The sequence below is a fragment of the Rhizobium sp. PEPV16 genome, assembly GCF_008919455.1.
GTDB lineage: Bacteria > Pseudomonadota > Alphaproteobacteria > Rhizobiales > Rhizobiaceae > Rhizobium > Rhizobium leguminosarum_Q.
Map to the genome: position 1 here is coordinate 1 of NZ_VSZV01000270.1, position 20933 is coordinate 20933.

The window sequence follows — 20933 nt, forward strand, 5'->3', positions numbered from 1 at the left end:
TGCCGCCGCCGTGCACGGCACGCTGCTGCATGAAGCCTGGGCTCCGCGCTACAATCAGCCGCTCACCCCGGCGCGAAGGGCGCAGTCACACACGCGGCCGGCACGAGAGATACTCGATACGATCATGGCGATCGATCCCGCCCCACTCGACATCCCGCGCCCACCGGAGAAGCGCAGCATCGGCGTGTGCCGCCATTTCACCGTTCTCGCCTGCGCGGCACTCAAGGCTCAGGGCGTCCCGGCACGCGCCCGCTGCGGCTTCGGCATGTATTTTGAGGCAGGTAAGGGCATCGATCACTGGATCGCCGAATATTGGGACGGAGCGCGCTGGGTCTCAGCGGATTTCCAGATCGACGACCTCCAGCGCGCGGCCCTGAAACTCGATTTCGATCCCCTCGACCAGCAACCGGGCACATTCCTCAGCGCCGGCGAAACCTGGCAGCGCTGCCGCGCCGACGCCGCCGACCCCGGCAAATTCGGCATCTTCGACGAGTCTGGTTTCTGGTTCATTGCCATGAACCTCGTGCGCGACTTCGCCGCCCTCAATAACATGGAGATGCTTCCCTGGGACAATTGGGGAGCGATGCCGCAGCCCAAGGAAGAAATATCTCCTGATGACTTGGCGCGCTTCGATCGTCTCGCCGCGCTGACGGTCGACGTAGACCAACGCTTCGGCGAGCTGCAGGCCCTCTACCAGGACGATGCCGGGCTGCGCGTGCCGGCGCAGGTCTTCAACGGCGTGCGGCAGCAAATGGAGAATGTTGGCGGCGCATGATCTTGAGATGGGACTATCGTCGGTCGGTCCATGACGCGTTCGCGCGCCATACCGCCGTCGGCAAACAATCTAGCGCGAACACCACCCACCCTCATTCCTGTGCTTGTCACAGGAATGGCGGAGAGGTGGTCTGCGCGGCTCCTGCCGCGCCTTTGTCTCCACCAAACATCGTCTCTTCTCAGATCAGCTTGATTTCGCCCCAGACAATCCTGGTGCGTACGACAAAGCTCAACCGATCATCATTCGAATAAGCGCGTAGCAACTCGGAGAGTTCCGCGTCGAAGGTCGCGATACGATCGCCGAGTTTCGAAGGTGCGAAGGTGTCGCGCGAATGCTGTCGGTTATAGCGGCGGATAGCACGCCAAATGCCGGATAAGTGATACGCCGCAGCCATCCGGTTCTGATTGTCTTCCGGGCCGAAACTGTGCGATGACCGGTCGACCCCAGATACAACGGATCAAGGTGCGGCATCAGCATGAAGAAGATCGGTTTCCTCTCGTTCGGGCATTGGACGCCCTCACCTCAATCGCAGACGCGCTCAGCCGGCGATGCGCTGCTGCAGTCGATCGAGCTTGCGGTGGTGGCCGAGGAGCTCGGGGCTGACGGGGCGTATTTTCGCGTGCATCATTTCGCCCGACAGCTGGCCGCACCCTTCCCGCTGCTTGCAGCCGTCGGCGCTAGAACCAACCGGATCGAGATCGGCACCGCCGTCATCGACATGCGCTACGAGAACCCGCTTTATATGGCCGAGGATGCGGGTGCGGCCGACCTCATCGCCGGCGGCCGCCTGCAGCTCGGCATCAGCCGCGGTTCGCCCGAACAGGTGATCGATGGCTGGCGCCATTTCGGCTACGCCCCGCCCGAAGGCCAGAGCGAGGCCGACATGGCTCGCCACCATGCCGAAGTCTTCCTGGAAGTGCTGCGCGGCGAAGGGTTTGCCAAGCCGAACCCGCGGCCGATGTTTCCCAATCCGCCCGGCCTCTTGCGCCTCGAGCCGCATTCCGAGGGCCTGCGCGAGCGGATATGGTGGGGCGCGAGCTCGAATGCCACCGCCGTCTGGGCAGCCAAGCTCGGCATGAACCTGCAGAGCTCGACGCTGAAGGATGATGAGACGGGAGAGCCCTTCCACGTCCAGCAGGCCGATCAGATCCGCGCATACCGCGAGGCGTGGAAAGAAGCCGGCCACACGCGCCAGCCGCGCATCTCGGTCAGCCGCAGCATCTTCGCGCTGGTCGACGACCGCGACCGCGCCTATTTCGGCTACGGCAACGACGGTGAGGACAAGATCGGCTTCATCGACGAGAAGACCCGGGCAATCTTTGGCCGCAGCTATGCCGCCGAGCCGGATGCCCTGATCAAGCAGCTCGCCGAGGATGAGGCAATCGCCGAGGCGGATACCCTGTTGCTCACCGTCCCCAACCAGCTCGGCGTCGATTACAACGCCCACGTCATCGAAGCGATCCTGACCCATGTCGCGCCTGCGATGGGTTGGCGTTGATGTTCGTTCCCGGTGAGCTGTCTTCGCCGGCTCCACTACGGCTCATGTGCGGTTTGATTTGCCGCGGCCAATTTCCCCATGGCCTGCTGGATGGCCGAGAAGAAGAGCGCTGTCGTAATCCCGAACATCATCAGCCCATTGGCTGCCTGCAGCGGCGCAAGCAGCCGGATACGGCCATCAAGCACGACGTCGCCATAACCAAGTGACGTGAAGGTGACGCCGGAAAAATACATAGCCGTTTCGAAATCCTCGAAGGCGCCGAGCGCGCGATATAACAGCGCCCAGAAAGCGACCTGGAAAATATTGCCCAGCATGAGCACGATCATCAGGACCGAGAATTGCAGGAAGATCGTCCGCCGAGGCTTTCGGCCCAGGGGTTGTGTTCGCGCGTGAGCAAAATAACGCGCGGCCAACACTGAAGCCAGCGCCTGCAGTGCGAGGCACATCGACATCGCAAGCAGGCCGAGACCAATGACTGTAATCATGGGGCCGGACCTTCGATCTCGGGGGTGTCCTCGATCGGGCGCTGATGCAACCATTCCATCAGCAACACGAAGCCAACGGCCAGCAGCACGGGGCCGACAAATATACCGAGAAGGCCGTCGGCTATCATCCCTCCGATGACACCCACCAAGATCACCGGCATGGGCACGTCCGATCCACGGCCGAGCATCAAGGGTTTGAGCAAATTGTCGCTCAGCCCGGCGACCAAAGACCATATGGCGAAGATGATTGCCGGTGTCGTTGCTTCCGTGGCAAAAACATAGGCCATGACGGGCAGCGTCAACAGCAGCGGCGGTATCTGCACGACCGCCAAGAGAAACGTGACGAGCGTCAGAGCACCGGCAGCCGGAAGGCCGATAGCGAAGAAGCCAATGCCGACGAGCATCGACTGGATCACCGCCACGCCGACCACGCCAACCGCCACGCCCCGGATGGTAGCGGCGGTCAGATGGACGAGCCGGGCACCCCGCGCCTTGCTGTTGGTAATGAGCTCCAGCAGACGGAGGGCAAATGCCGCAGCACCCTTGGCATAAGCGACAAGCACGGCGGCGATCGCGATGGAAAGAACGAAGGACAAGCCACCAGTGGCCAGGCCGCCGGCGAAAGATGCAAGCCACGCAGCAGGCTTGCTCAGCATCTGGCCGTATTGACTGAGCGCCAACGGCAGATTGGCGACAGTGAGCGACCAGCCCTCCGAGAGCTTCGCTCCGATCACCGGCAGGTCGGCAAGCCACGTTGGCGGCGGCGGGATCGTCAGGCTGTGATTCTGCAAGCCGGAAACAAGCCAGTAAGTGGAAGACCCAAGCGATGTGACGACGAGGAACATGGGCACCAGCACCACGGTAACGCCGACCATCCCGATGAGAAATGCCGACCACCGATTGCCGATCCGATCGGACAGGCGCAGATGCAAGGGATTAAGCATGACCGCCAGGATCACAGACCAAAGCAGAATGCCCAGGAAGGGCAACATGATCCTGGCGCAGACATAGACCAGAAGCGCGACGAGGCCCAATTGAACCGCCGCATGGATGATGGATGGTCTCGACGACGCAAGGTCGGCGTTCAATGCGCTGGACGTCATTTCCCCCTCCGATCCGGAACGTTCGCGAACGAGCGAAGCCGGACGTTCCCCAATCGGACAACGAAACCTTCCAGCCGATAACACGCCGTAATTGGTGGTTCGGCGAAAATTTTGCCAACGCCATGAAAGGTCGTCTCCAACGCCCGTCATCATACATGACTTCGTGAAAACGGGATACGGCTGCCGCTGCCGGGCTCTCAAACCCGCGGATATCTCGCACGGAATTCGCGAGGGCTGCAGCCCTCGCGATCATGAAAGACCCGAGAAAAATAAAACGGGTCATCCAGGCCGATCATGGCGGCCACCGTTTCGATCTTTTCGTCGGTGGTTGCCAATAATTGTTTGGCATGATCCATGCGCACCCGAAGCTGAAATGCCTTGGGAGGCAGTCCGGTTTCGAGCGTGAACCGCCTGCGCAGCGTCGCCGGAGACATGCCGTGCTCGGCGGCAAAGGCTGCGAGGTCCAACGGTTGCATCGCCCGCCGCCGTAGCGTTTCCACGATGTCGGCCATATCTAGCCTTTCCTGGCGTCGATCGGCCGCGCCGCTTGCCTGTTTGGCGGCTGATATGGCGATGCGATGCAGCATCAATGCCGCCGAGGCCTGCCCGAGGTTGGTGTCGTCAAGCAGATCGGCATGAAGGTTGCCGAAGAGCCGCACCACCTCGTCGAGATGATGCAAGGCCACAACGGGATGTCGCTCCGCGATAATCCTCAGCCTCACGAAGTCCCGCGTGAACGACCCTTCGAAAAGCGCCCAGCGCTCGTCCCAGCCGCCTTCGTCGGGGCTATAGGAATGCACACGGTTCGGAAACAGCCAGAACAGCGCAGGTCCGGTCAGGCTCATGCGGCCGGTGGCGGCGGTTGCCAGCCAGCCCTGCCCACGCTCCACCAGCACGACGGCGAAACTCGGTAGTTTCCGGTCCGTCACCGCACGGCGGGCATGCTGCCTGCCGCTGCCGGTGACTGCCAGTCCGCCGGCCGCACCGAGCGGCGTTCTATAGATGGCCTCAGCGTCTTTCATGGTGAGCGAAAAGTCCAGCTATCAATTTCCTCTATGTCGGTTGGCATGCCGGATCAGGTAATTGATGACAAGCCAACTCAAGCGACGGAGGAGTGAAATGTCAATTGCTGCGGAGGTCAGACAAGCTCGCATGATGGAATTTCCTCTTGCCGCAAATGGCAGAACCTTGCCCGCGGAGCGGATCGGTTGGCTCGTGCCCACCGATCCCGGCATCGGCGTCGACGCCATCCGCCGCCGCTACCAGGACGATGGTTATGTCTGGCTGAAAGGCCTTCTGCCGCGGGCCGATGTGATCGATTTCCGCCGCTGGGTCTTCGAACGCCTCGCCGAAACCGGGCTGGTCGAGCCCGGAAGCGATTTTTCGCTGGGCTTGGCGTCTGCCGATGGCTTCGACAAAAGCCTGGCGGACAGGCGCCTGATGTCGCTCGTCCGCTCCGCCGCCTATGAAGGCTTCTGCACGCAACCGCCACTTGCCCGCTTCATGGACGATTTCCTGCAGGGTATCTCCTATCTCCACAAGCGCAAGATCATGCGTTTCGTCCAGCCGGGAACGCCGACGGCCACACCCGCCCACTACGATCTCGTCTATCTCCGCGGCGGCACCAGCCGCCTGGTGACGGCCTGGATTCCGATCGGCGACATCCCCACCGAGATGGGCGGCCTGGTCTATCTCGAAGGCTCGCACGCCCTGGGCGTCAGGATGGAGGCCGAGTTCCAGGCAGCAAGCGGCAATCTTTCTGCCGAAGAGCGGGTCAGTGCCTATAACCGCCACATGGCGGAAGGCGGCTGGGTCTCGAAGGATCTGCCCGATATGGCGGAGCGCTTCGACACCCGCTGGCTCGCCGCCGATTATGAGGCCGGCGACGTGGTGCTCCACTCGCCCTACATGATCCACGCCTCGACCACCAACCAGGACCGCAGCCGGCGGCTGCGCCTCTCCACCGACATAAGATATCAGAATGTCGACGACGAGATCGACGTCCGATGGAACAACCATTGGAGTCTCGGCGATATGCTGTAGTCCGGCTTTCCAGAGCCCTTTCGACAGAACCCAGATCGTCTCACGTCGATGCCGGCCGCGCGTCAGCCGGCATTGGCGGCCATGTCCGTTTCCTGCCTGTTTGTCGTGCCCCCGCCACCCTTGTTGACCGGCGATCCGGTGCGATGGCTGCTATAGCAGGTTGTTTGACGAAGGCATGTCGACACAGAAGCGAAGCGGTCGGACCTTACTGCCGCCTTGGGCGTTGATGGTCGGAACCTTGAATCGATCCCATGACTGACCGACTTATGGCTGTAGCCGAACCGCTCGAGTTGCCTGATGCCGCGTACGAACCTGAACGATATTCTGATCTTCATGGCCGTCGTCGATGCCGGAAGCTTTATCGCCGGCGGCCAGGCCATGGGCCTGTCGCGTTCGGCGGCAGGCAAGGCTGTCATCCGTCTGGAAGACCGGCTCGGCGCGCGCCTGCTCAACCGCACGACGAGGACGTTGAGCCTGACCGATGAAGGCCGGATGTTTTACGAGCGCGGGCTGCAGATTCTGGCATCGGTCGACGAGGCGGAAGCGAGCGTGGCGGGGCAGAACAGCACGCCGCGAGGCGTTCTCCGGCTTACCGTTCCCGATGCTTTCGGGCGGCTCGTCGTGCTGCCTTTGCTTGAAAAATATCTTCGGGCCTGGCCCGACATCCAGGTCGAAGTGAACTTCACCGATCGCCTGGCCGACATTGTCGAGGAAGGCTTCGATCTGGCGATCCGGATCGGCGCGACGGCGACGGTGTCGGACACCCGCCTGGTCTCACGCGTGATCGCCAGCTATAAGGCGCGGCTCTGCGCCTCGCCGCCCTACCTTGCCGAGCGCGGCGAGCCCCGCGATATCGACGATCTCGCGGTCCATGACTGCCTGATCTCCGCCGGCCGCAATCAAAGGCAGGGCTGGCGCTTTCGCGGGGAAGGCGGCTCCTGGATCAAGGCGCAGGGCCGCAGCCGACTGAGGCTCGACAGCGGAGAGGCGATCCGCGACGCCGCCTTGGCGGGGCTGGGCATCGCACTGCTTCCCGATTTTCTCGTCACCGACGATCTCGCCGCCGGCCGCCTCCGGCAGATCCTGGCCGACTTCGAAACCGACGACGCAAAGATCGTGACGCTCTATCCCGACAAGCGCCTGCTGGAACCGCGTGTCCGCCGCTTCATCGATCTGATCGTCGAGGAGCTTGGGCGCGGCTAGAGCCTTTCCGGGTTAGATTGAAGCATTCTGTTGGCTCAAACGGAGTCGGATGGTCGACCGGCCGGCGCGCGTCGTAGCCAAGCTCTACGGCCAAGCCGGCCGGTCGATCAGCCGGCCCGTTTCAGCCAACTAGGCGAGGCCCTGTCAAACCCGCGAAAGCTCTTCAGCGCCAGCGGCGCAAGCGTTGCCGCGAGATAGGCAATCCCCATCAGGAACAGCGCCGCGGCAAGGCCGAACGTGCTGATCAGCGCGCCGCCGGCGAGGCCGCCGAAAGGGATGAGGGCGAAGCAGAGGGCGGTGTTCAATGCTGTGACGCGACCAGTCAGCGGCTTGGGGATGCGCTCGAAGATGACCGCCGACAGGATCGGGTTGAGGAAGCCCGACGCGAATCCTGCGATGGCGAGCGTCGCAAAGACGAGACCGATGGGCGCGTCCAGCGCCGGAACGAGAAAGCGCGGAAAACCGGTCAGGAGGAAGGCCACCGTATAGACCATCAGTCGCGGCATGCGCTCGCCGATCGCCGCGGCAATCGCCGCGCCTGCGATCGAGGCGCCGGCGAAGGCGGCGAACATGGCACCGAGCAGCTCCGGGCCATGGCCGGCATCCCGTGTCCAGACCGGCAGCAGCACGGCATGATAGGCCTGGTCGAAGAGATTGGTAACCGCCACCATGGCGACGATACTGACGAGCACGGCATCGCTGCGCAGAAAGCGCCAGCCTTCGCGCAGATCCTCGATATAGGAAGCCCGTTCGACCGGTCGAGTTTCGGACGCAGGCGTGCGTCGCGTCCCGGGTATCCCCGCGGCAACGATCAGCGCGGCCGCGGCGAAGGTGGCGGCATTGACGAGCAGCGCCTGGCCGGGGCCGATCAGCCCGATCAAAGCGCCGGCGCCGGCCGCGCCCGCCGTCGAGGCCAGCCGCTCGATGGCGCTCGCAACGCCGGTCACTCGTTCGAGCGGTACATTGGCGAGTGTGGCGATATCGGGAACCATCGCCTGCTTGGCCGCATCGGAGGGGCCGCGCAGCACGCCCATGGCAAAGACGAGCGGCAGCAGCACCGGCATGCCGAGCATGCCGAAGAGATCGAGAAGCGGCACCAGAGCAACCACGAGCACCGAAGCGGTGTCGCAGATGATGGCGATGCTCTTGGCGCCGGCGCGGTCGATCAGCGGTCCGCCGAGCGCCTTGGCGATGACATAGGGCAGCATCTCCATCATTGCCGTCAGGCCTGTCAGCACCGGGCTGCCAGTCGTGCTCAGCACCAGCCAGGGAATGGCGATGGTCGAAAGCCGCGTGCCGGAGAGCGAGAATGTCTCGGCAGCCGCGAGCGCCAGGAACGGCCCGCCCCGTCTCACGGCTTATCCTCCCCTTCGCGATGCGGAACACGGCCCGGATAGGGAAAGGCGTGCAACATGACATAGAAGGGAACCATGCCGGATTCCTGCGACGCCGCCTCCCCGAGCGGCGGGGCCGCCCGCATCGCCTCCAGGATGATGTCGCTCAGCCGTTTTGTCAGGGCCTCGGCCTGTACCGCCGTCATCGGGATGATGATGTCGTCGGCAGCCGTCGCCTTGCGCCATTCAGCCGGCAGCTCGGCATATTCCTCCAGCGCCTGCTGCATCTGGCCGACCTGCAGCGAGAGTGCGGCCTGGTTGAAGGCGATGTCGAGATCGAGCGCCTCCCCTTCGGCCTCACTTGGCGGCACCGAGGTCAGCTCATGGCTGGCGCGCCACCAGCGGTCGCGCCGCGAGGCATGCGGCGCCTCCTCGATGAAGCCGTACTGAGCAAGCTGGCGCAGATGATAGCTCGTCGCGCCGCTGTTCAGGCCGAGCCGAGCGGCAAGCTGCGTCGCCGTGGCAGGCCCATCGATCCTGAGCATGCCGAGCATGCGCAGTCGGACAGGATGCGCCAGCGCCTTCAGCGCGGTCGGCTCGGGCACGACCCGGTTAACGGTGCGGGCAGCGGCGGCATCTGCGGCAGGTTTGGTGTGCGGATGTTTCATGCGCGAAGCATACAATCGCAAACATATCTTTGCAAAGCTTTCTTTGCAAAAAATCTGACAGGTGTGGAAGGCGCTCGAAAACCGGCTTCTGATCTAGCCAAGCATGACCCCGCATTTTAAGACCGTCACCGTGATCGGCATGATACGAGGGGCAAGAGGATGGCTGAGGGAGCGCAGAAAAACATCGGCACGTGGTACATCGATCCCGATGCCGAAGACAGGATGGCCGATGGGCATGCACCCATCTGGCGCCACCTGATCGAGCTCATCCCCGAACGGGACCTCACCGACAAGAGCGTGCTTGATTTCGGCTGCAATCAGGGGGGCCTGCTGCGGCACCTCTATGCGATACGCCCGTTCCGCAAGGCGCTCGGCATCGATATCGCCGAAACCTCCGTCGCCAAGGCCGAGACGCTGAAAGGCAACCTGCCGATTCAGTACCAGGTCGGCAGCCGGCTGGAAGGCTGGACTGAGGAGTTCGAGCTGGCCATCAGCCACGAGGTCATCTACCTCGTTCCCGATATCGATGCCCACGCCGCCGATATCTGGCGGGCGCTGAAGTCAGGCGGCGTCTATTATGCGGTGACGGGATGCCATACCGACAACCCGCTCTGGCCGAAATGGCGCGAGCTCGTCGCCAACCGTACGAATACTGTCGTTCAGGATCGATCGATCACCGATTATGGCCGCGCCTTCGAAAAGGCGGGCTTTCAGGTTTCGGCCCGCAAGCTCGAATATGATGGCTTCATCCCCTTCGTCGCGGACGGATGGACGCCGGACTTCGCCGATGCGCTGACCTACTATACCCAGACTAAAATCGTCTTCAGGCTGGTGAAGCGCTAATCCCAGTTTCGGATCGTTGAAGCCTCATGAGCTCGACCTCGAAATGCGGCGGGCCGTCCGGAGCGACCTGGACGAAGCGGCCCCTGACGCGGAAGATCTGCTGGATCAGGTCGCATTCGGCCAGCTCGTGCGGTGCGCCGTCAAATCTGAGCTGTCCCTTTTCGAGTAGCGAGATGCGGTCGCTGACGGCGATTGCCTGGTTGATGTCGTGGATCGCCATGACGACGGTGACGCCCTTTTCCCGGCTCAGACGATGCACTAGGTCAAGCACTTCGACCTGATAGCCGATATCGAGGAAGGACGTCGGCTCATCGAGCAACAGGATCTCCGCTTCCTGCGCAAGGGCGGCTGATATCCACGCCCTTTGCCGCTCGCCTCCGGACAGTTCCCGAAGGCTGCGATCGGCAAGTCCTGTAAGTCCGGTGCTTTCGAGCGCCCATTCGATCGCCTTCTCGTCGCCCCTGTCATAGGAGCGGAACAGACCCACATGCGGATAGCGGCCCTGCCGGACGAGCTGGGCGACAGTCATCTCGTCAGGTGCGGCCGGCTGTTGCGGCAGGAATGCCAACCTCCTCGCCAGCATCCGCCGCGACATCGGGGCGACGGCAACGCCGTCCAGCGACGCCTTGCCCTCCGCCGGTTTGATCAGGCCTGCGAGCGCATGCAGCGCCGTGCTCTTGCCCGAGCCGTTCGGACCGATCAGCGCTCGAATCTCGCCCTTTTCAAGCGAAAGCCTGAAGCTGGTGAGAGCCTTTCGCTGGCCGTACATCACCGACAGGTCGGAGCAGGACAATGGCATTTTCGGCCTCACATGGTTTTGCGCAGCAGCGCGAGCAGAAGCGGCACGCCGAAAACAGCCGTCACCACCCCGATCGGGATTTCCTCCGCCTGTCCCAGCAGCCGGCCGGCGAGATCGCCGAGCGTGACGATGATGGCGCCGAGCACGATCGTCAGGGCTAGCGACAGGATGAAATTCCTCCCCGCCAAAAAGCGGGCGAGATGCGGCACGATGAGTCCGACGAAGACGACCGGGCCGACCGCGCCGACGGCGCTCGCCGCAAGTGCGCAAGACACGATCAGCACGAGCGTGAACTGCCGCCGATAGGCAAGCCCGAAGGACCGGGCGACGGGCGCATCGAACTGCAGCAGCATCAGCGGCCGGTAGATGAGCGGCAACATGGCCACTCCGGCGATCGTGAACGGCAGCAGGAAGAGCGCATGATCCCAGCTGCGGGCATAAAGGCTGCCCGAAAGCCATTCGAGAATGATCTCGATGCGGGCCGACCCCCATCCGGCGATGAGGCCGATCGCCACCGCATGCAGCACCGCGCCGACCGCCACGCCGCAGAGCGTGATACGCAGGGCACTCAAGCCGAGGCGAAAGGCAAGCAGATAGATGACGCCGCCGGAGAGCATGCCGCCCGCGAGCCCGGCAGCGGGCAGCCAGGCGACCGGCAGCTCGGCAAGCGTGTTCGAGCCGGGCTGGAAGATATAGACGGTGTACAGCAGGAAGATCGTGACGGAGAGCGTCGCCCCTTGCGACACACCCATCAGCGACGGGTCGGCAAGCGGATTGCGGGTGATGGTCTGTAACAGATATCCCGCCAGCGAAAAATGGATGCCAGCCAGAACGCCGGTGACGATGCGCGGAAGCCGGATATCGAGAATGATCGAACGCGCTTCGGAGGATCCGCCGCCGGTCAGCACCGCTGCAACATCCGCCATCGGAATATCGGCGACGCCGAGGAAGATCGCAGTGGCAAGCGACAAGACCGCCAATGCGGCGAGCGCGGCAACCATCCATGCGGCCGAGAAGCCAACCTTTGCCGAAACCGAAGCGGTCATCGTGTCTCACCTGCAAGGTTGAGCTGCCCGCGCTGGACGAGGTAAATGAAGACGGGACCGCCGAGCAGCGCGGTGATGATGCCGACCGGCAGCTCGCGCGGAATGGCGACGCTGCGGGCAAGAACGTCGGCGACGGTGACGATCAGCGCACCGAGGACGGCCGACAATCCGATCTCCCATCCCGTGCCCGGCGGTTTGAGTAACCGGGCAATATGGGGAGCGGCAAGGCCGACGAAGGCGACCGGTCCGGCGACCGGCGCGACGCCTGCCACAGGGATGACGGCGAGAATGAGGATAAGCGGTTTCCACAGGTCGAGCTGAAGCCCCATGCCGGCCGCCGCATGATCGCTCAGCATGAACATGCCGATCACGCGCCGGAGAGCGAGCGCCCCGACGACACCGGTGATCGTCCAGGGCAGCATGTAGAAGAGATGCGACCAGGTGCGCCCCTGGAAGCCGCCGGCGAGCCAGAAGAGCAGCGATGCCGATTGCGGGCCGGTCAGCAGCAGCACGTAGGTGGTGATCGCGCCGAGGAAGAGCGAGACGCTGACGCCGCCGAGCGCAAGCTGCAGCGGCCGCCCCTGCCCGCCGCGCGACACCCAGAATGTCACGGAGGCCGCCGCAAGCCCGCCGGCAAGGCCGATGAAAGGATAATAAGCGGGCGAGAGCCAGGGGACGAACACGAAACAGCAGACGATCGGTGCGACCGCCCCTGACGTCACGCCGGTGATGCCGGGATCGGCCAGCGGATTGCGCGTCAGGGTCTGCAGCACATAGCCGGAAACAGCAAGCCCCGCCCCGCCGGCAACGGCCGTCAGGCTGCGCGGCAGGCGCAGCGTCCAGACCAGAATGGATTCGATTTTCCCGTCAGGCGCTAGAAGCACGCGGACCGCGGTCTCGATCGAAAGCGGCTTTGCGCCGACCAGCAACCCAAGCATCACCGCCAGCATGGAGGCGGTAACGATGAGCCCTATGGCCAGGAATGATTGCCGGGGGCTCATCGCAGGTCTTTTTCCTGAGCTTAGTTCTGCAGTTCGGCGGGGATCAGCTTGGCGGCCTCCGCTTTGACATCAATGGCCGGGAACGTGTCGGGAAAGAGATAATGTGCGGCCTCGCGCAGGACGATTTCGCGGGCGATCGGGCCATTGGTCTCGACCCACTGGTCGCCCACATAGAAGACCCGGTTGTTCTTGACCGCCGACAGCTGCGACCAGATCGGATTGCTCTCATGCGGGCGATCCGGGCCGGAATCATAGATGAAGATGACCTCGGGGTCCTTCTCCAGCATGGTTTCGAGGCTGAGATCGATGCCGAATTCACCACCTGGGCTCTTCGGCCCCGGAATATTGTCACCGCCGATAGCCGCGACGATCGAAGCCGAGGTATTTTCCGTGTGGAAGGCGAAAGGTGTTGCGCCGCCCCACATGATCAGGAAGCGGGGATGAACATCCTTCGGCGCCTTGGCTGCGTACTCTGCAAGATGCTTGCGGAAATCGGCATTCAGCTGCTCGCCGCGTTCGGGCTTGCCGAGCAGCATCGAAAGCGCGGCGGTTTCGCTGTAGCTCTCTTCGAGCAGTTCCATATTGTAAGCGACATAGGGGGCGATGTTCTGCAGCTGCGCCGCGTTGCCAACTGTATAGCGGCGGATCGCGATGATCAGGTCCGGCTTGGCTTCGGAAAGAAGTTCCAGATTGGGTTTGGCACGCTGGCCGATCTGCTTCATCCCGGAGGTCAGGCCGAGCAGGAAATCGGGTTCGCGGCCCGCCGTCATATAGGTGCTCGCAACGGGCTTGATGCCGAGCGCCAGCGCGACGTCATCGGCGAAATAGGAAATCGAGGCAATGCGTTTCGGCTGCGCCGGGACTTCGACGGTGACGCCGCGGTCGTCCACGATCGATACCTTCTTGCCGTCCTCGGCCTGAGTGCCCCCCGCCATCAGCATTGCAGACAGCCCCAGGACAGAAAAGAATGTGCGTGTGTATCGAGTCATGTGTGAAACCTCCCGTGCGATGAGCGGACAGGCTTTAGCTAAAAAAGCGGAGTTTCACAATCATGATTTTCATGCGCGCTTCATCGGAAAACGCCGCATCTGCGGCCCCTTCCGGCAATGTCCCGATGGTCTCAAGCGTCCGCTAGAGTGAATACCGCACAAGGGTCGGCGATGCCGCGCAGGGCGTGGTCTCCGAGCGGTACGAGCGCCGTTGCCGTATTCGACGCCACCGCGCCGGAGATCAATACGCTTCGGCCCAGTGGCTTGCAGAGCCCTTCCAGCCGGCTGACGAGATTGACGGCGGAGCCGATGGCGGTGAAATCCAGCCGGTCGGCGGCGCCGATATTGCCCCACAGGATCTCGCCGAAATGAAGTGCGACGCCGAAGGGCAGCGGGGGCAGCCCTTGCGCGTGCCGCACCTGGTCGAGATGAACCATGCCGGCGCGACTGGCGGCGACCGCCCGCAGCGCCGCCTCGCATGCTTTTCGATCACCCTCGGTCTCTTCGCCGGGGCCGCCTATGACCGGGAAGATCGCCAGCACGCCGTCGCCCATGAATTTCAGCACCTCGCCGCCGAAGGCGTGCACGGCGCCTGCCACACGATCGAACCAAGCGTCCAATGTGGCGATCATCGCATGCGGTTCCGTCACCTCCGAAAGCGCGGTGAAATCGCGCAGATCTGCGCAGAGAAGAGCAGCACGTATGGTCTCGCCGGTGCCGCGGGCAAGCTCGCCGGCCTGCACCCGGGCGGCACTACGGCGGCCGAGATAGGCTTCGAGCAGGGCTGCCCGCGCCTCCCGCGCCGCGAGCGCTGCGAGCGGTGCGGCGGCAAAGCGCGCGACCTCGCGCAGCCGGTCGGCTTCCGCCGGAGCGAATGCGCCGGCCCCTTCCCGTTTGTCGATACCCGCCCAGCCGAGCATGGGACTATCCTGCGAAGGCCCTATTCGCTCCTCCCATACCGGCCCGAGCGCGGTCAGCCAGTCGCGCCCGGCCTCGCTCTGCGGAGCCGCGGCAAAGGCCAGCGCCTCAATGACAGCACCAGTCTCGGCCCGCCACAGCCATGTGCGCCGCGCAATGATCGGGTGCGGCACCGAAAGCGTCAGCGTGCCGCCGGAAAGCGGCAGTCCGTCGGCCAGCAGCCGGCGCCCGAGTTCGGCCAGAAACCGTTCGGGACCAGGCGAGGCTCCGGCCTCATCAACCAGCCAGGCAAGGGGCGACGGCAGATCCATCGCTTAACATCGCACGCCCACGTGGACATCCGCAAGGACATCCCCGGGTGATCGTGGGGACGTTTCCAGCGACTCGGCCTGTCGCCCGCAAAGGCCGTCCGCATCGGCTGTCGAAAACCATTCGGCGTGGTGGAAAACAAAAAATAAACACTTTAAACTTGCGCGACTTTGATTCCATTATAGGGTCGTTCGTCATCGTGTGATTGAGGGGTGCGATGGGCACGATATTCTGGCCGAAAGATCCGCTGGATGGGAATGACATGACGCTGCTGACGTCGATCCTTAGGCGATGGTGCGAAAGACATCAGGTCGAGCTGACGGCGGAGGAGAGCAGCCGCAAGGCGAAGGAACTCGTCGAATGGTTCGAATTCGGCGTCAAGGACCCGGTCGAGCTCGAGGAGCTGATCGACGACAAGTACTGGCTCGTCAGCAGGATCTGACCGTATCGGACAAATCGGGAGGACGCTGCCGGTCAGCGTCGTGAAGCTGTCTCATCAGAAAAGGCCGGGCGAAAATCGCCCCGGCCTTCGTCCATCTCCAACTAAGCAAGACCCTTAGTCATAATCCCGCCAACGGCGGTCGCGATCCCAGCGCCGCTCATGGCGCCACCGCGGGCCATCCCAATCCCGGTGACGCCGCTCCCAGCCCCAGCGGGGCGGACCACCGTAGAAAGCTACCGGCGGTGGGCGGCGCCAGTTTCGCCGGCATTCGCCCCAGCGCGTCAGATGCCAGCCGCGACCGCAGGCGTAGTCGACCTTTGTGACATTGCTCTGGACATTGATTGTCCCCATCGGCATCGCCTGCGCTGTGCCGAACGAGAGGCTGCCAGCGAGCAAGGCAGCCGCGATAGAAAGTGCCTTCATCGAGAACTCCATTTCAATCCAGCCGTCCACACCTTATGACCGCCAAATTGAACTGGAGATGAACTGCGCGTTCATGTTTGCGGGAGAAAAAGAAGCGCTTCCGCACGGCTGGTCCGAGCGCTCGCCGACCGCTGTTGTCGCAACGGCAAGCGCTTCAGAACCGCCCCGCCGCCCGCAAAAAATTGTTCATGTCCTGCCGTAAAAAGGATCGGGACCCGGATCCCCCCCGGCGGCGACCTCGGTCAGCCGTCCGAGATAATGTGCCCAGCCTTCCGCATGGCCGGCGCATTGCTCGGCGCTCGGCAGGCCGCTGTGGGTGAGCCGCAGCAGCGTTCCGCCCCCCTGCTCGATCAGGTCGATCTCGACTAGGCTCGACCCCGGCGGCACCACCTCGCTGCCGTCCCAGCCGAAGCTGTAGGCAAGGCGATGAACCGGCACCACCTCGCGAAACGAGCCGCGCGCAAAGCGCGCGCCGGTAACGTTGACGAGATAGAGCCCGCCGGGCTGCGGCTCGACCTGCGCTTCCGTTCCCATCCAGCGCAGGATCTTTTCCGGGTCGGTCATCAACGCGAACACCGCAGCCGGCGGCGCCGCGATATGCGCCTCGCGGTGGACGACAAAGGGGTCTTGCATCTCTCTCTCCCATGGTTTCCACGGCCCTGCCCGTCTCCGGTGGAGACGGCGCAGCCTGTCTTGCCGTGCTATTCTGACGTGAATGTCCTCACGCACAGCATGTAGGCGCAAGCCCATCCTCCGCAAGAGGGCTTGCCCGTCGCGATCGACCAACAAGCGAAATCGCCGCGTCGGGAGCGCTGATCCAGCATTAGTCGCGAAGCATTTCAGCCTATTGCCAGCCCATCACCTTCCCCCTATTGTTCGCGCCGTTCTCAGGGCGGGGTGCAAGTCCCTACCGGCGGTATGCAATTTAGATTGCGAGCCCGCGAGCGCCTTCTCAGGAAGGGTCAGCAGATCAGGTGAGATGCCTGAGCCGACGGTCATAGTCCGGATGAAAGAGAACGTGCGTTCCTGCCGCCCTGCGGCTGTCGGGGACGTTCGTGATCGCCTTGGGTGATGTGTCTGTTCGCCAAAGGAGATTACCATGACACCCACCCGCTATGCCTTCGTCAAAGCCAGCTGGCACGCCGATATCGTCGACCGCGCCCTAGATGGCTTCCATCAGCTTATTCCGCCCGAGCAGATCGATGTGTTCGATGTTCCCGGCGCATTCGAAATGCCGCTGCTGTCGCGCGATCTTGCGGCAACCGGACGCTATGCCGCTGTCGTTGCCGCCGCCTTCGTCGTCGACGGCGGAATCTACCGCCACGAATTCGTCGCCCAGGCCGTCGTCGATGGGCTGATGCGCGCCGGCATGGATACCGGTGTGCCGGTGCTGTCGGTTTCGCTGACGCCGCATCAGTATCAGGAAACCGAGCACCACAAACAGATCTACCGCGCACATTTCGTCGAGAAAGGGCGCGAGGCAGCAAAGGCGGCTCTGACGATCGGCAAAACCCGCGCCGCTCTCGCCGCGTAAGAACTTCCTGCACGCCGGCTCGACGAACCGCAGGACGACAGACGAAGGTGGCGGGGAACCGACCCCGCCGCCTCACGGACGACATGCCCTCACCAACCGCACGAATCGAGAGCGACGCGCCGTGTGTCGCAGCGGACTCCGCCAATACCGGCCAAATCAGACAGAATAATTGATTCGACGACCCCACCGCGCCGTGGTCAACTTGGCCCGTCACGTGTCCGCAATTCTCAAGACATCCAGAACCCAAGGAGCTTAAGATGAGCAATGCACTGCGCAGCGAAACCCCCATTGAGACCCCGAGAACACAGCCCGTCGACACCAAGCTCGAGGTGGTGGTCATCCCCGTTTCCAACGTCGACCGCGCCAAACGTTTTTACGACGGCCTGGGCTGGCGGCTCGACGCCGACTTCGCCAATGATGCCGATTTCCGGGTGATCCAGTTTACCCCGCCCGGCTCCGGCTGCGCGATCATCTTCGGCAAGAACGTCACGGCCGCCGCCCCCGGCTCCGCCCAGGGCCTCTACCTCGTCGTCTCCGACATCGAGGCCGCCCGCCGCGATCTCATCGCCCGCGGCGTCGAGGTCAGCGAAGTGTTCCATGACGCGGCCGGCGTCTATGCCGGCAAGGACGAACCATACCTGTTCGGGCGGCTCCGCATTGCCGGCCGCGATCCCGATCACCGCAGCTATCGCTCCTTTGCCTCCTTCAAGGATCCCGATGGCAACGGCTGGCTGTTCCAGGAAGTCACCACGCGCCTGCCGGGACGCATCGACGCCGACGGAACGACATTCACAACGTCGACCGATCTCGCGTCAGCCATGCGCCGTGCAGCGACCGCGCACGGCGAACACGAGAAGCGAAACGGCGGCAAACACGACGAGAACTGGCCGGACTGGTACGCCGAATACATGGTCAGCGAACAGGCCGGCAAGCAGCTGCCCTTATAGGCAAGGGCGGCGACGTCACGCAGACGGTGACATCATTTGAGAGCGTCTCGGCGGGCAACGGCGCGGTGCTTTATCGCGCCTTCTTGGCGCACAGCGTTGAGCGTCGAATTGGGCGTGGCACTGGCCAGCTCCTTGCCGGCTTGGTGATCTGCGTCTCCTGAGTCAGGCCCGAGAAGCCAAACATTAGACATCGACGGCGGCGGGATCTCAGCCGCCATACCACATTCGCCGCAGCAGGTGATCACCGCGGACGAACTGGTGATAGAGCGCGGCGCTGGCATGGAAGACCAGCAGGCCGACAAGCAGGAAGGCGCCGAACCCATGCGGGCCACGCGGCGGATAGGCGGTGAAATCAGGCAGCGTGGCGCCGGCTGCCCCGAAGACGGCGGGAGCCGCGCCGCTGAGGATCATCATTCCGATGCCGCTGGCGACCATGCCGAGAATGAAAATGTAGAAGGCAACGTGAACAAAGCCCGCCAGCCGCTCCTGCCAGCGAGGCGATGCCTGCACCGGCGCAGGCTTGCGATCGAAACGCCACCACCAGACAATGCGGAGAGCCGTGAGAAGCAGGACGACGATCGCCACCGGAATGTGGAAACGCAGCAGCCCGGCCTTGGTCACGGCGTCCATGGCGTTGGCAGCCCGGAAGCCGGAGCCGAGCAGCGCCAGGATCAGAACCGCACTCAACCAGTGGATCGAGACCGCTATTGCGCCATGGCGATCAGGCCTGCTCTTCAACATCTCCATGTCCTTCCAGTTTGCTGCGCAGCGCCTTCATGACGGCATGCGTGGTTTTGATATCCTCGACCTGAAGCCCTTCCGAGAGCATGTCGACCCAGGGGGCCTGCAGGTGCATGGCGGTTTCATATGCCTGTTTTCCTCTGTCCGTCAGCACGACGAGCTGTGCCCGTCGGTGGTGCGGGTTGGGCTCGAACGCCAGAAGCCCTTCCTTCTCCAGATCGTTGACGATGCGCTGGACGTTCTGGCGGTTGGCCCCCATGTCGCGCGCCAGCCATGCGACCGGTTGTGGCCGGCCTGCTGTGATGACGGTGCCGAGGACATGCCAGCGGGCGCTGGTCAGGCCGAGCCCCTCGACGAGCTTGTCGCCGGCGTTGATCATCCGGTTATTGAGCCGGAAGAGATCCAGAATGAGGTCGGTCAAGGCTGTTCCGGCCGGGGTCCGTTGAGGTTCGTGCATTTGTCACCATAAAGCTATATTGACACCATAGTGTCAAATTGATTATGTATCCATATCACCAGATTGACATCATGTAACCAAATCAGATGGAGTCGACCATGTCGCTCATGCGCCCGATGGACCCTGCCTTCCCGATCGATCGCCAAATCGCGATCGATGCCTCCGCGATCGTCCTCATCAACCTCTTCACGCTCGACAAGGCCGATGAGCAGGCCTTCCTTGATGCCTGGCAGGCCGATGCGGCCTTCATGAAACGGCAGCCGGGCTTTATCTCGACCCAGATGCATCGCGCCGTCGGCGAAAGTCCTGCTTATCTCAATTATGCCGTCTGGGAATCGACCGCCGATTTCCGGGCGGCATTCTCGCATCCGGAGTTTCGGGCGAAGCTCTCGGCCTATCCGTCCTCGGCGGTCGCCTCACCGCATCTCTTCCAGAAGGTCGCCGTGCCGGGCATCTGTGTGGCGTAAGCAAAGCGGCGGCGGTGGAGGCATGAAGTCCTTGAGCGTCGGGATGATCTCGGCCTCCGGCTCGCCGGAAGCTGTCATTGCGATGCGGAAGACATCTGCGACATCATCCAATCGGAAAATGCCAGCATGGCTGCTGTTGGCGGCCTTGATTGCAGTCGGGTTAGCCAGTAGCTCCCCAACGATATGGTCGTAGGAAAAGGTTGTCTTATAGCCCCCGAGGATAGATGTCTGGAAAACATCGACGGCGGCGCCAGAGCGATCCCCAGTCCTTGCAGGGCCGCCTCCATCATGGCGAGGGAAGAGTCGAAGACGATACCGGCGTTTATTTGTGCCGCCGGCGGAACGTTCGCTGCGGCAAACCAGGTGCTCCACTCATCCGCTCGATAGCTCCGCAAAAGCGTCGCCTCGACCAGATCTGCAGGCGACCTTAAACACTCGGCCAATTTGGGTGTGCACAGAGGAGAGAGCTGAGCGTCGAACAGACGTAGCGCCTCTGTGCCGTGCCAGGAGCCGCTGCCGAAGCGAATGGCAAAGTCCAGTCCCTCGGCCGCCATATCGACGCGATTATTGTTTGTCGAAACGCGCACATCGATGAACGGATGCTGCTGTTGAAAATCCGAAAGCCTTGGCAACAACCAGCCGACAGCAAACGTTCCGACCACGCCCAAAAACAGCAATTCCCGAACCTGTCCGGCTTCAATCCGGTCCAGCGTGATCGCCATTTGATCGAAGGAATTGGTCAAGGTCGGCAAAAGAGCTTCGCCTTCTGCGGTGATTTTCAAGCCTCTTGGGAGACGCTGAAAAAGCGCAGCCCCCAATCGCTTCTCCAGGCTTTTGACCTGCTGGCTTACAGCGGCCTGGGTAACGCAAAGCTCGATCGCGGCCCGGGTGAAGCTGAGATGTCTTGC

General features: G+C 63.0%; 26 protein-coding genes and 1 riboswitch. Of the genes, 10 read left to right on the forward strand and 16 right to left on the reverse strand.

From position 1 onward, the window contains the following. Positions 1 to 775, forward strand: a 775-nt coding sequence (locus FY112_RS11535; protein ID WP_151518430.1) for a transglutaminase-like domain-containing protein, incomplete at its 5' end; no start/stop codon positions are given. Positions 776 to 953: 178 nt separating this feature from the next. On the opposite strand, the gene FY112_RS11540 is transcribed toward FY112_RS11535, so the two are convergent. Further along, the gene (locus FY112_RS11540) at positions 954 to 1169 is read right to left on the reverse strand and encodes a hypothetical protein (RefSeq protein ID WP_231283200.1); all 216 of its coding nucleotides are present in this window, start codon (positions 1167 to 1169) and stop codon (positions 954 to 956) included. An 81-nt stretch (positions 1170 to 1250) separates the two neighbouring features. Between FY112_RS11540 and FY112_RS11545 the strand changes: the two genes are divergently transcribed. Continuing rightward, a complete protein-coding gene (locus FY112_RS11545) occupies positions 1251 to 2273 on the forward strand; it encodes an LLM class flavin-dependent oxidoreductase (protein ID WP_151518431.1) in 1023 nt (340 codons plus the stop codon). A 35-nt stretch (positions 2274 to 2308) separates the two neighbouring features. Here FY112_RS11545 and FY112_RS11550 read toward each other — a convergent pair whose 3' ends face one another. From FY112_RS11550 to FY112_RS11560, 3 genes are all read right to left on the reverse strand, one after another. Then, on the reverse strand, positions 2309 to 2758 hold the full coding sequence (locus tag FY112_RS11550; RefSeq protein ID WP_017961117.1) for a potassium channel family protein: 450 nt from the start codon (positions 2756 to 2758) through the stop codon (positions 2309 to 2311). Continuing rightward, positions 2755 to 3861 carry an AI-2E family transporter gene (locus tag FY112_RS11555; protein WP_151518442.1) on the reverse strand — a complete coding sequence of 369 codons (1107 nt, stop codon included), beginning with the start codon at positions 3859 to 3861 and terminating at the stop codon, positions 2755 to 2757. Before FY112_RS11555 ends, FY112_RS11550 begins: the two co-directional genes overlap by 4 nt. 197 nt (positions 3862 to 4058) lie before the next feature. After that, on the reverse strand, positions 4059 to 4883 hold the full coding sequence (locus FY112_RS11560; RefSeq protein ID WP_151518432.1) for an AraC family transcriptional regulator: 825 nt from the start codon (positions 4881 to 4883) through the stop codon (positions 4059 to 4061). Between the two features lie 97 nt (positions 4884 to 4980). Here FY112_RS11560 and FY112_RS11565 point away from each other — a divergent pair, with 97 nt between their 5' ends. Continuing rightward, positions 4981 to 5904, forward strand: a complete 924-nt coding sequence (locus tag FY112_RS11565; RefSeq protein ID WP_131620334.1) for a phytanoyl-CoA dioxygenase family protein — start codon at positions 4981 to 4983, stop codon at positions 5902 to 5904. 297 nt (positions 5905 to 6201) lie between these two features. Next, complete coding sequence (locus FY112_RS11570) at positions 6202 to 7107, forward strand: LysR family transcriptional regulator (RefSeq protein ID WP_151518433.1); 906 nt, start codon at positions 6202 to 6204, stop codon at positions 7105 to 7107. A gap of 107 nt (positions 7108 to 7214) precedes the next feature. Here FY112_RS11570 and FY112_RS11580 read toward each other — a convergent pair whose 3' ends face one another. Then, the gene (locus FY112_RS11580) at positions 7215 to 8462 is read right to left on the reverse strand and encodes an MFS transporter (RefSeq protein ID WP_131628409.1); all 1248 of its coding nucleotides are present in this window, start codon (positions 8460 to 8462) and stop codon (positions 7215 to 7217) included. Then, positions 8459 to 9109 (reverse strand): helix-turn-helix domain-containing protein, encoded by a 651-nt coding sequence (locus tag FY112_RS11585; RefSeq protein ID WP_151518434.1) that lies wholly within the window; start codon positions 9107 to 9109, stop codon positions 8459 to 8461. Before FY112_RS11585 ends, FY112_RS11580 begins: the two co-directional genes overlap by 4 nt. A gap of 159 nt (positions 9110 to 9268) precedes the next feature. Here FY112_RS11585 and FY112_RS11590 point away from each other — a divergent pair, with 159 nt between their 5' ends. Beyond that, complete coding sequence (locus FY112_RS11590) at positions 9269 to 9952, forward strand: class I SAM-dependent methyltransferase (RefSeq protein WP_151518435.1); 684 nt, start codon at positions 9269 to 9271, stop codon at positions 9950 to 9952. Here the strand turns inward: FY112_RS11590 and FY112_RS11595 are convergent. The 5 genes from FY112_RS11595 to FY112_RS11615 all read right to left on the reverse strand — a co-directional run bounded on the left by FY112_RS11595 (position 9933) and on the right by FY112_RS11615 (position 15016). After that, positions 9933 to 10751: an ABC transporter ATP-binding protein gene (locus tag FY112_RS11595; RefSeq protein ID WP_151518436.1), complete on the reverse strand. Its 819-nt coding sequence runs from the start codon at positions 10749 to 10751 to the stop codon at positions 9933 to 9935. The genes FY112_RS11590 and FY112_RS11595 overlap by 20 nt on opposite strands. 8 nt (positions 10752 to 10759) lie before the next feature. Continuing rightward, on the reverse strand, positions 10760 to 11797 hold the full coding sequence (locus tag FY112_RS11600; protein ID WP_151518437.1) for an iron ABC transporter permease: 1038 nt from the start codon (positions 11795 to 11797) through the stop codon (positions 10760 to 10762). Next, a complete protein-coding gene (locus FY112_RS11605; RefSeq protein WP_151518438.1) occupies positions 11794 to 12798 on the reverse strand; it encodes an iron ABC transporter permease in 1005 nt (334 codons plus the stop codon). Before FY112_RS11605 ends, FY112_RS11600 begins: the two co-directional genes overlap by 4 nt. A 20-nt stretch (positions 12799 to 12818) precedes the next feature. Beyond that, positions 12819 to 13787 carry an ABC transporter substrate-binding protein gene (locus FY112_RS11610; RefSeq protein WP_151518439.1) on the reverse strand — a complete coding sequence of 323 codons (969 nt, stop codon included), beginning with the start codon at positions 13785 to 13787 and terminating at the stop codon, positions 12819 to 12821. A 131-nt stretch (positions 13788 to 13918) separates the two neighbouring features. Further along, the gene (locus FY112_RS11615) at positions 13919 to 15016 is read right to left on the reverse strand and encodes an adenylate/guanylate cyclase domain-containing protein (protein ID WP_151518440.1); all 1098 of its coding nucleotides are present in this window, start codon (positions 15014 to 15016) and stop codon (positions 13919 to 13921) included. 215 nt (positions 15017 to 15231) lie between these two features. On the opposite strand from FY112_RS11615, the gene FY112_RS11620 reads away from it, so the two are divergent. After that, positions 15232 to 15456, forward strand: a complete 225-nt coding sequence (locus FY112_RS11620) for a hypothetical protein (protein WP_017961130.1) — start codon at positions 15232 to 15234, stop codon at positions 15454 to 15456. Positions 15457 to 15570: 114 nt separating this feature from the next. On the opposite strand, the gene FY112_RS11625 is transcribed toward FY112_RS11620, so the two are convergent. After that, positions 15571 to 15879: a hypothetical protein gene (locus FY112_RS11625; protein ID WP_065280567.1), complete on the reverse strand. Its 309-nt coding sequence runs from the start codon at positions 15877 to 15879 to the stop codon at positions 15571 to 15573. Between FY112_RS11625 and FY112_RS36705 the strand changes: the two genes are divergently transcribed. Next, positions 15776 to 16081 carry a hypothetical protein gene (locus tag FY112_RS36705; RefSeq protein WP_165504187.1) on the forward strand — a complete coding sequence of 102 codons (306 nt, stop codon included), beginning with the start codon at positions 15776 to 15778 and terminating at the stop codon, positions 16079 to 16081. The genes FY112_RS11625 and FY112_RS36705 overlap by 104 nt on opposite strands. Here FY112_RS36705 and FY112_RS11630 read toward each other — a convergent pair. Then, entirely contained in the window at positions 16066 to 16512 is a 447-nt protein-coding gene (locus FY112_RS11630; RefSeq protein WP_020050677.1) for an SRPBCC family protein, read from the reverse strand. The two genes, FY112_RS36705 and FY112_RS11630, sit on opposite strands and share 16 nt — an antisense overlap. 246 nt (positions 16513 to 16758) lie before the next feature. Then, positions 16759 to 16901, forward strand: a riboswitch (FMN riboswitch). Between the two features lie 77 nt (positions 16902 to 16978). On the opposite strand from FY112_RS11630, the gene FY112_RS11635 reads away from it, so the two are divergent. Both FY112_RS11635 and FY112_RS11640 read left to right on the forward strand, forming a co-directional pair. After that, positions 16979 to 17413: a 6,7-dimethyl-8-ribityllumazine synthase gene (locus FY112_RS11635; protein WP_077978672.1), complete on the forward strand. Its 435-nt coding sequence runs from the start codon at positions 16979 to 16981 to the stop codon at positions 17411 to 17413. Between the two features lie 257 nt (positions 17414 to 17670). Further along, positions 17671 to 18360, forward strand: a complete 690-nt coding sequence (locus FY112_RS11640) for a VOC family protein (protein ID WP_131620325.1) — start codon at positions 17671 to 17673, stop codon at positions 18358 to 18360. Between the two features lie 207 nt (positions 18361 to 18567). Here FY112_RS11640 and FY112_RS11645 read toward each other — a convergent pair whose 3' ends face one another. Together FY112_RS11645 and FY112_RS11650 are read right to left on the reverse strand one after the other, a co-directional pair. After that, the gene (locus tag FY112_RS11645) at positions 18568 to 19101 is read right to left on the reverse strand and encodes a cytochrome b/b6 domain-containing protein (protein WP_131643012.1); all 534 of its coding nucleotides are present in this window, start codon (positions 19099 to 19101) and stop codon (positions 18568 to 18570) included. Beyond that, the gene (locus FY112_RS11650) at positions 19082 to 19558 is read right to left on the reverse strand and encodes a MarR family transcriptional regulator (RefSeq protein ID WP_077978675.1); all 477 of its coding nucleotides are present in this window, start codon (positions 19556 to 19558) and stop codon (positions 19082 to 19084) included. Before FY112_RS11650 ends, FY112_RS11645 begins: the two co-directional genes overlap by 20 nt. 98 nt (positions 19559 to 19656) lie before the next feature. Between FY112_RS11650 and FY112_RS11655 the strand changes: the two genes are divergently transcribed. Continuing rightward, on the forward strand, positions 19657 to 20025 hold the full coding sequence (locus FY112_RS11655; RefSeq protein ID WP_011652662.1) for an antibiotic biosynthesis monooxygenase family protein: 369 nt from the start codon (positions 19657 to 19659) through the stop codon (positions 20023 to 20025). Between the two features lie 74 nt (positions 20026 to 20099). Here FY112_RS11655 and FY112_RS11660 read toward each other — a convergent pair. After that, on the reverse strand, positions 20100 to 20933 hold an 834-nt coding region (locus FY112_RS11660; RefSeq protein WP_151518441.1), incomplete at its 5' end, for a LysR family transcriptional regulator.

Bases quoted from the DNA above. Each gene is read 5' to 3' on its own strand.
- FY112_RS11540 (WP_231283200.1), bottom strand. From the start codon at position 1,169: ATGGCTGCGGCGTATCACTTATCCGGCATTTGGCGTGCTATCCGCCGC.
- FY112_RS11545 (WP_151518431.1), top strand. From the start codon at position 1,251: ATGAAGAAGATCGGTTTCCTCTCGTTCGGGCATTGGACGCCCTCACCT.
- FY112_RS11550 (WP_017961117.1), bottom strand. From the start codon at position 2,758: ATGATTACAGTCATTGGTCTCGGCCTGCTTGCGATGTCGATGTGCCTC.
- FY112_RS11555 (WP_151518442.1), bottom strand. From the start codon at position 3,861: ATGACGTCCAGCGCATTGAACGCCGACCTTGCGTCGTCGAGACCATCC.
- FY112_RS11560 (WP_151518432.1), bottom strand. From the start codon at position 4,883: ATGAAAGACGCTGAGGCCATCTATAGAACGCCGCTCGGTGCGGCCGGC.
- FY112_RS11565 (WP_131620334.1), top strand. From the start codon at position 4,981: ATGTCAATTGCTGCGGAGGTCAGACAAGCTCGCATGATGGAATTTCCT.
- FY112_RS11570 (WP_151518433.1), top strand. From the start codon at position 6,202: ATGCCGCGTACGAACCTGAACGATATTCTGATCTTCATGGCCGTCGTC.
- FY112_RS11585 (WP_151518434.1), bottom strand. From the start codon at position 9,109: ATGAAACATCCGCACACCAAACCTGCCGCAGATGCCGCCGCTGCCCGC.
- FY112_RS11590 (WP_151518435.1), top strand. From the start codon at position 9,269: ATGGCTGAGGGAGCGCAGAAAAACATCGGCACGTGGTACATCGATCCC.
- FY112_RS11595 (WP_151518436.1), bottom strand. From the start codon at position 10,751: ATGCCATTGTCCTGCTCCGACCTGTCGGTGATGTACGGCCAGCGAAAG.
- FY112_RS11600 (WP_151518437.1), bottom strand. From the start codon at position 11,797: ATGACCGCTTCGGTTTCGGCAAAGGTTGGCTTCTCGGCCGCATGGATG.
- FY112_RS11605 (WP_151518438.1), bottom strand. From the start codon at position 12,798: ATGAGCCCCCGGCAATCATTCCTGGCCATAGGGCTCATCGTTACCGCC.
- FY112_RS11610 (WP_151518439.1), bottom strand. From the start codon at position 13,787: ATGACTCGATACACACGCACATTCTTTTCTGTCCTGGGGCTGTCTGCA.
- FY112_RS11615 (WP_151518440.1), bottom strand. From the start codon at position 15,016: ATGGATCTGCCGTCGCCCCTTGCCTGGCTGGTTGATGAGGCCGGAGCC.
- FY112_RS11620 (WP_017961130.1), top strand. From the start codon at position 15,232: ATGGGCACGATATTCTGGCCGAAAGATCCGCTGGATGGGAATGACATG.
- FY112_RS11625 (WP_065280567.1), bottom strand. From the start codon at position 15,879: ATGAAGGCACTTTCTATCGCGGCTGCCTTGCTCGCTGGCAGCCTCTCG.
- FY112_RS11630 (WP_020050677.1), bottom strand. From the start codon at position 16,512: ATGCAAGACCCCTTTGTCGTCCACCGCGAGGCGCATATCGCGGCGCCG.
- FY112_RS11635 (WP_077978672.1), top strand. From the start codon at position 16,979: ATGACACCCACCCGCTATGCCTTCGTCAAAGCCAGCTGGCACGCCGAT.
- FY112_RS11640 (WP_131620325.1), top strand. From the start codon at position 17,671: ATGAGCAATGCACTGCGCAGCGAAACCCCCATTGAGACCCCGAGAACA.
- FY112_RS11645 (WP_131643012.1), bottom strand. From the start codon at position 19,101: ATGTTGAAGAGCAGGCCTGATCGCCATGGCGCAATAGCGGTCTCGATC.
- FY112_RS11650 (WP_077978675.1), bottom strand. From the start codon at position 19,558: ATGCACGAACCTCAACGGACCCCGGCCGGAACAGCCTTGACCGACCTC.
- FY112_RS11655 (WP_011652662.1), top strand. From the start codon at position 19,657: ATGTCGCTCATGCGCCCGATGGACCCTGCCTTCCCGATCGATCGCCAA.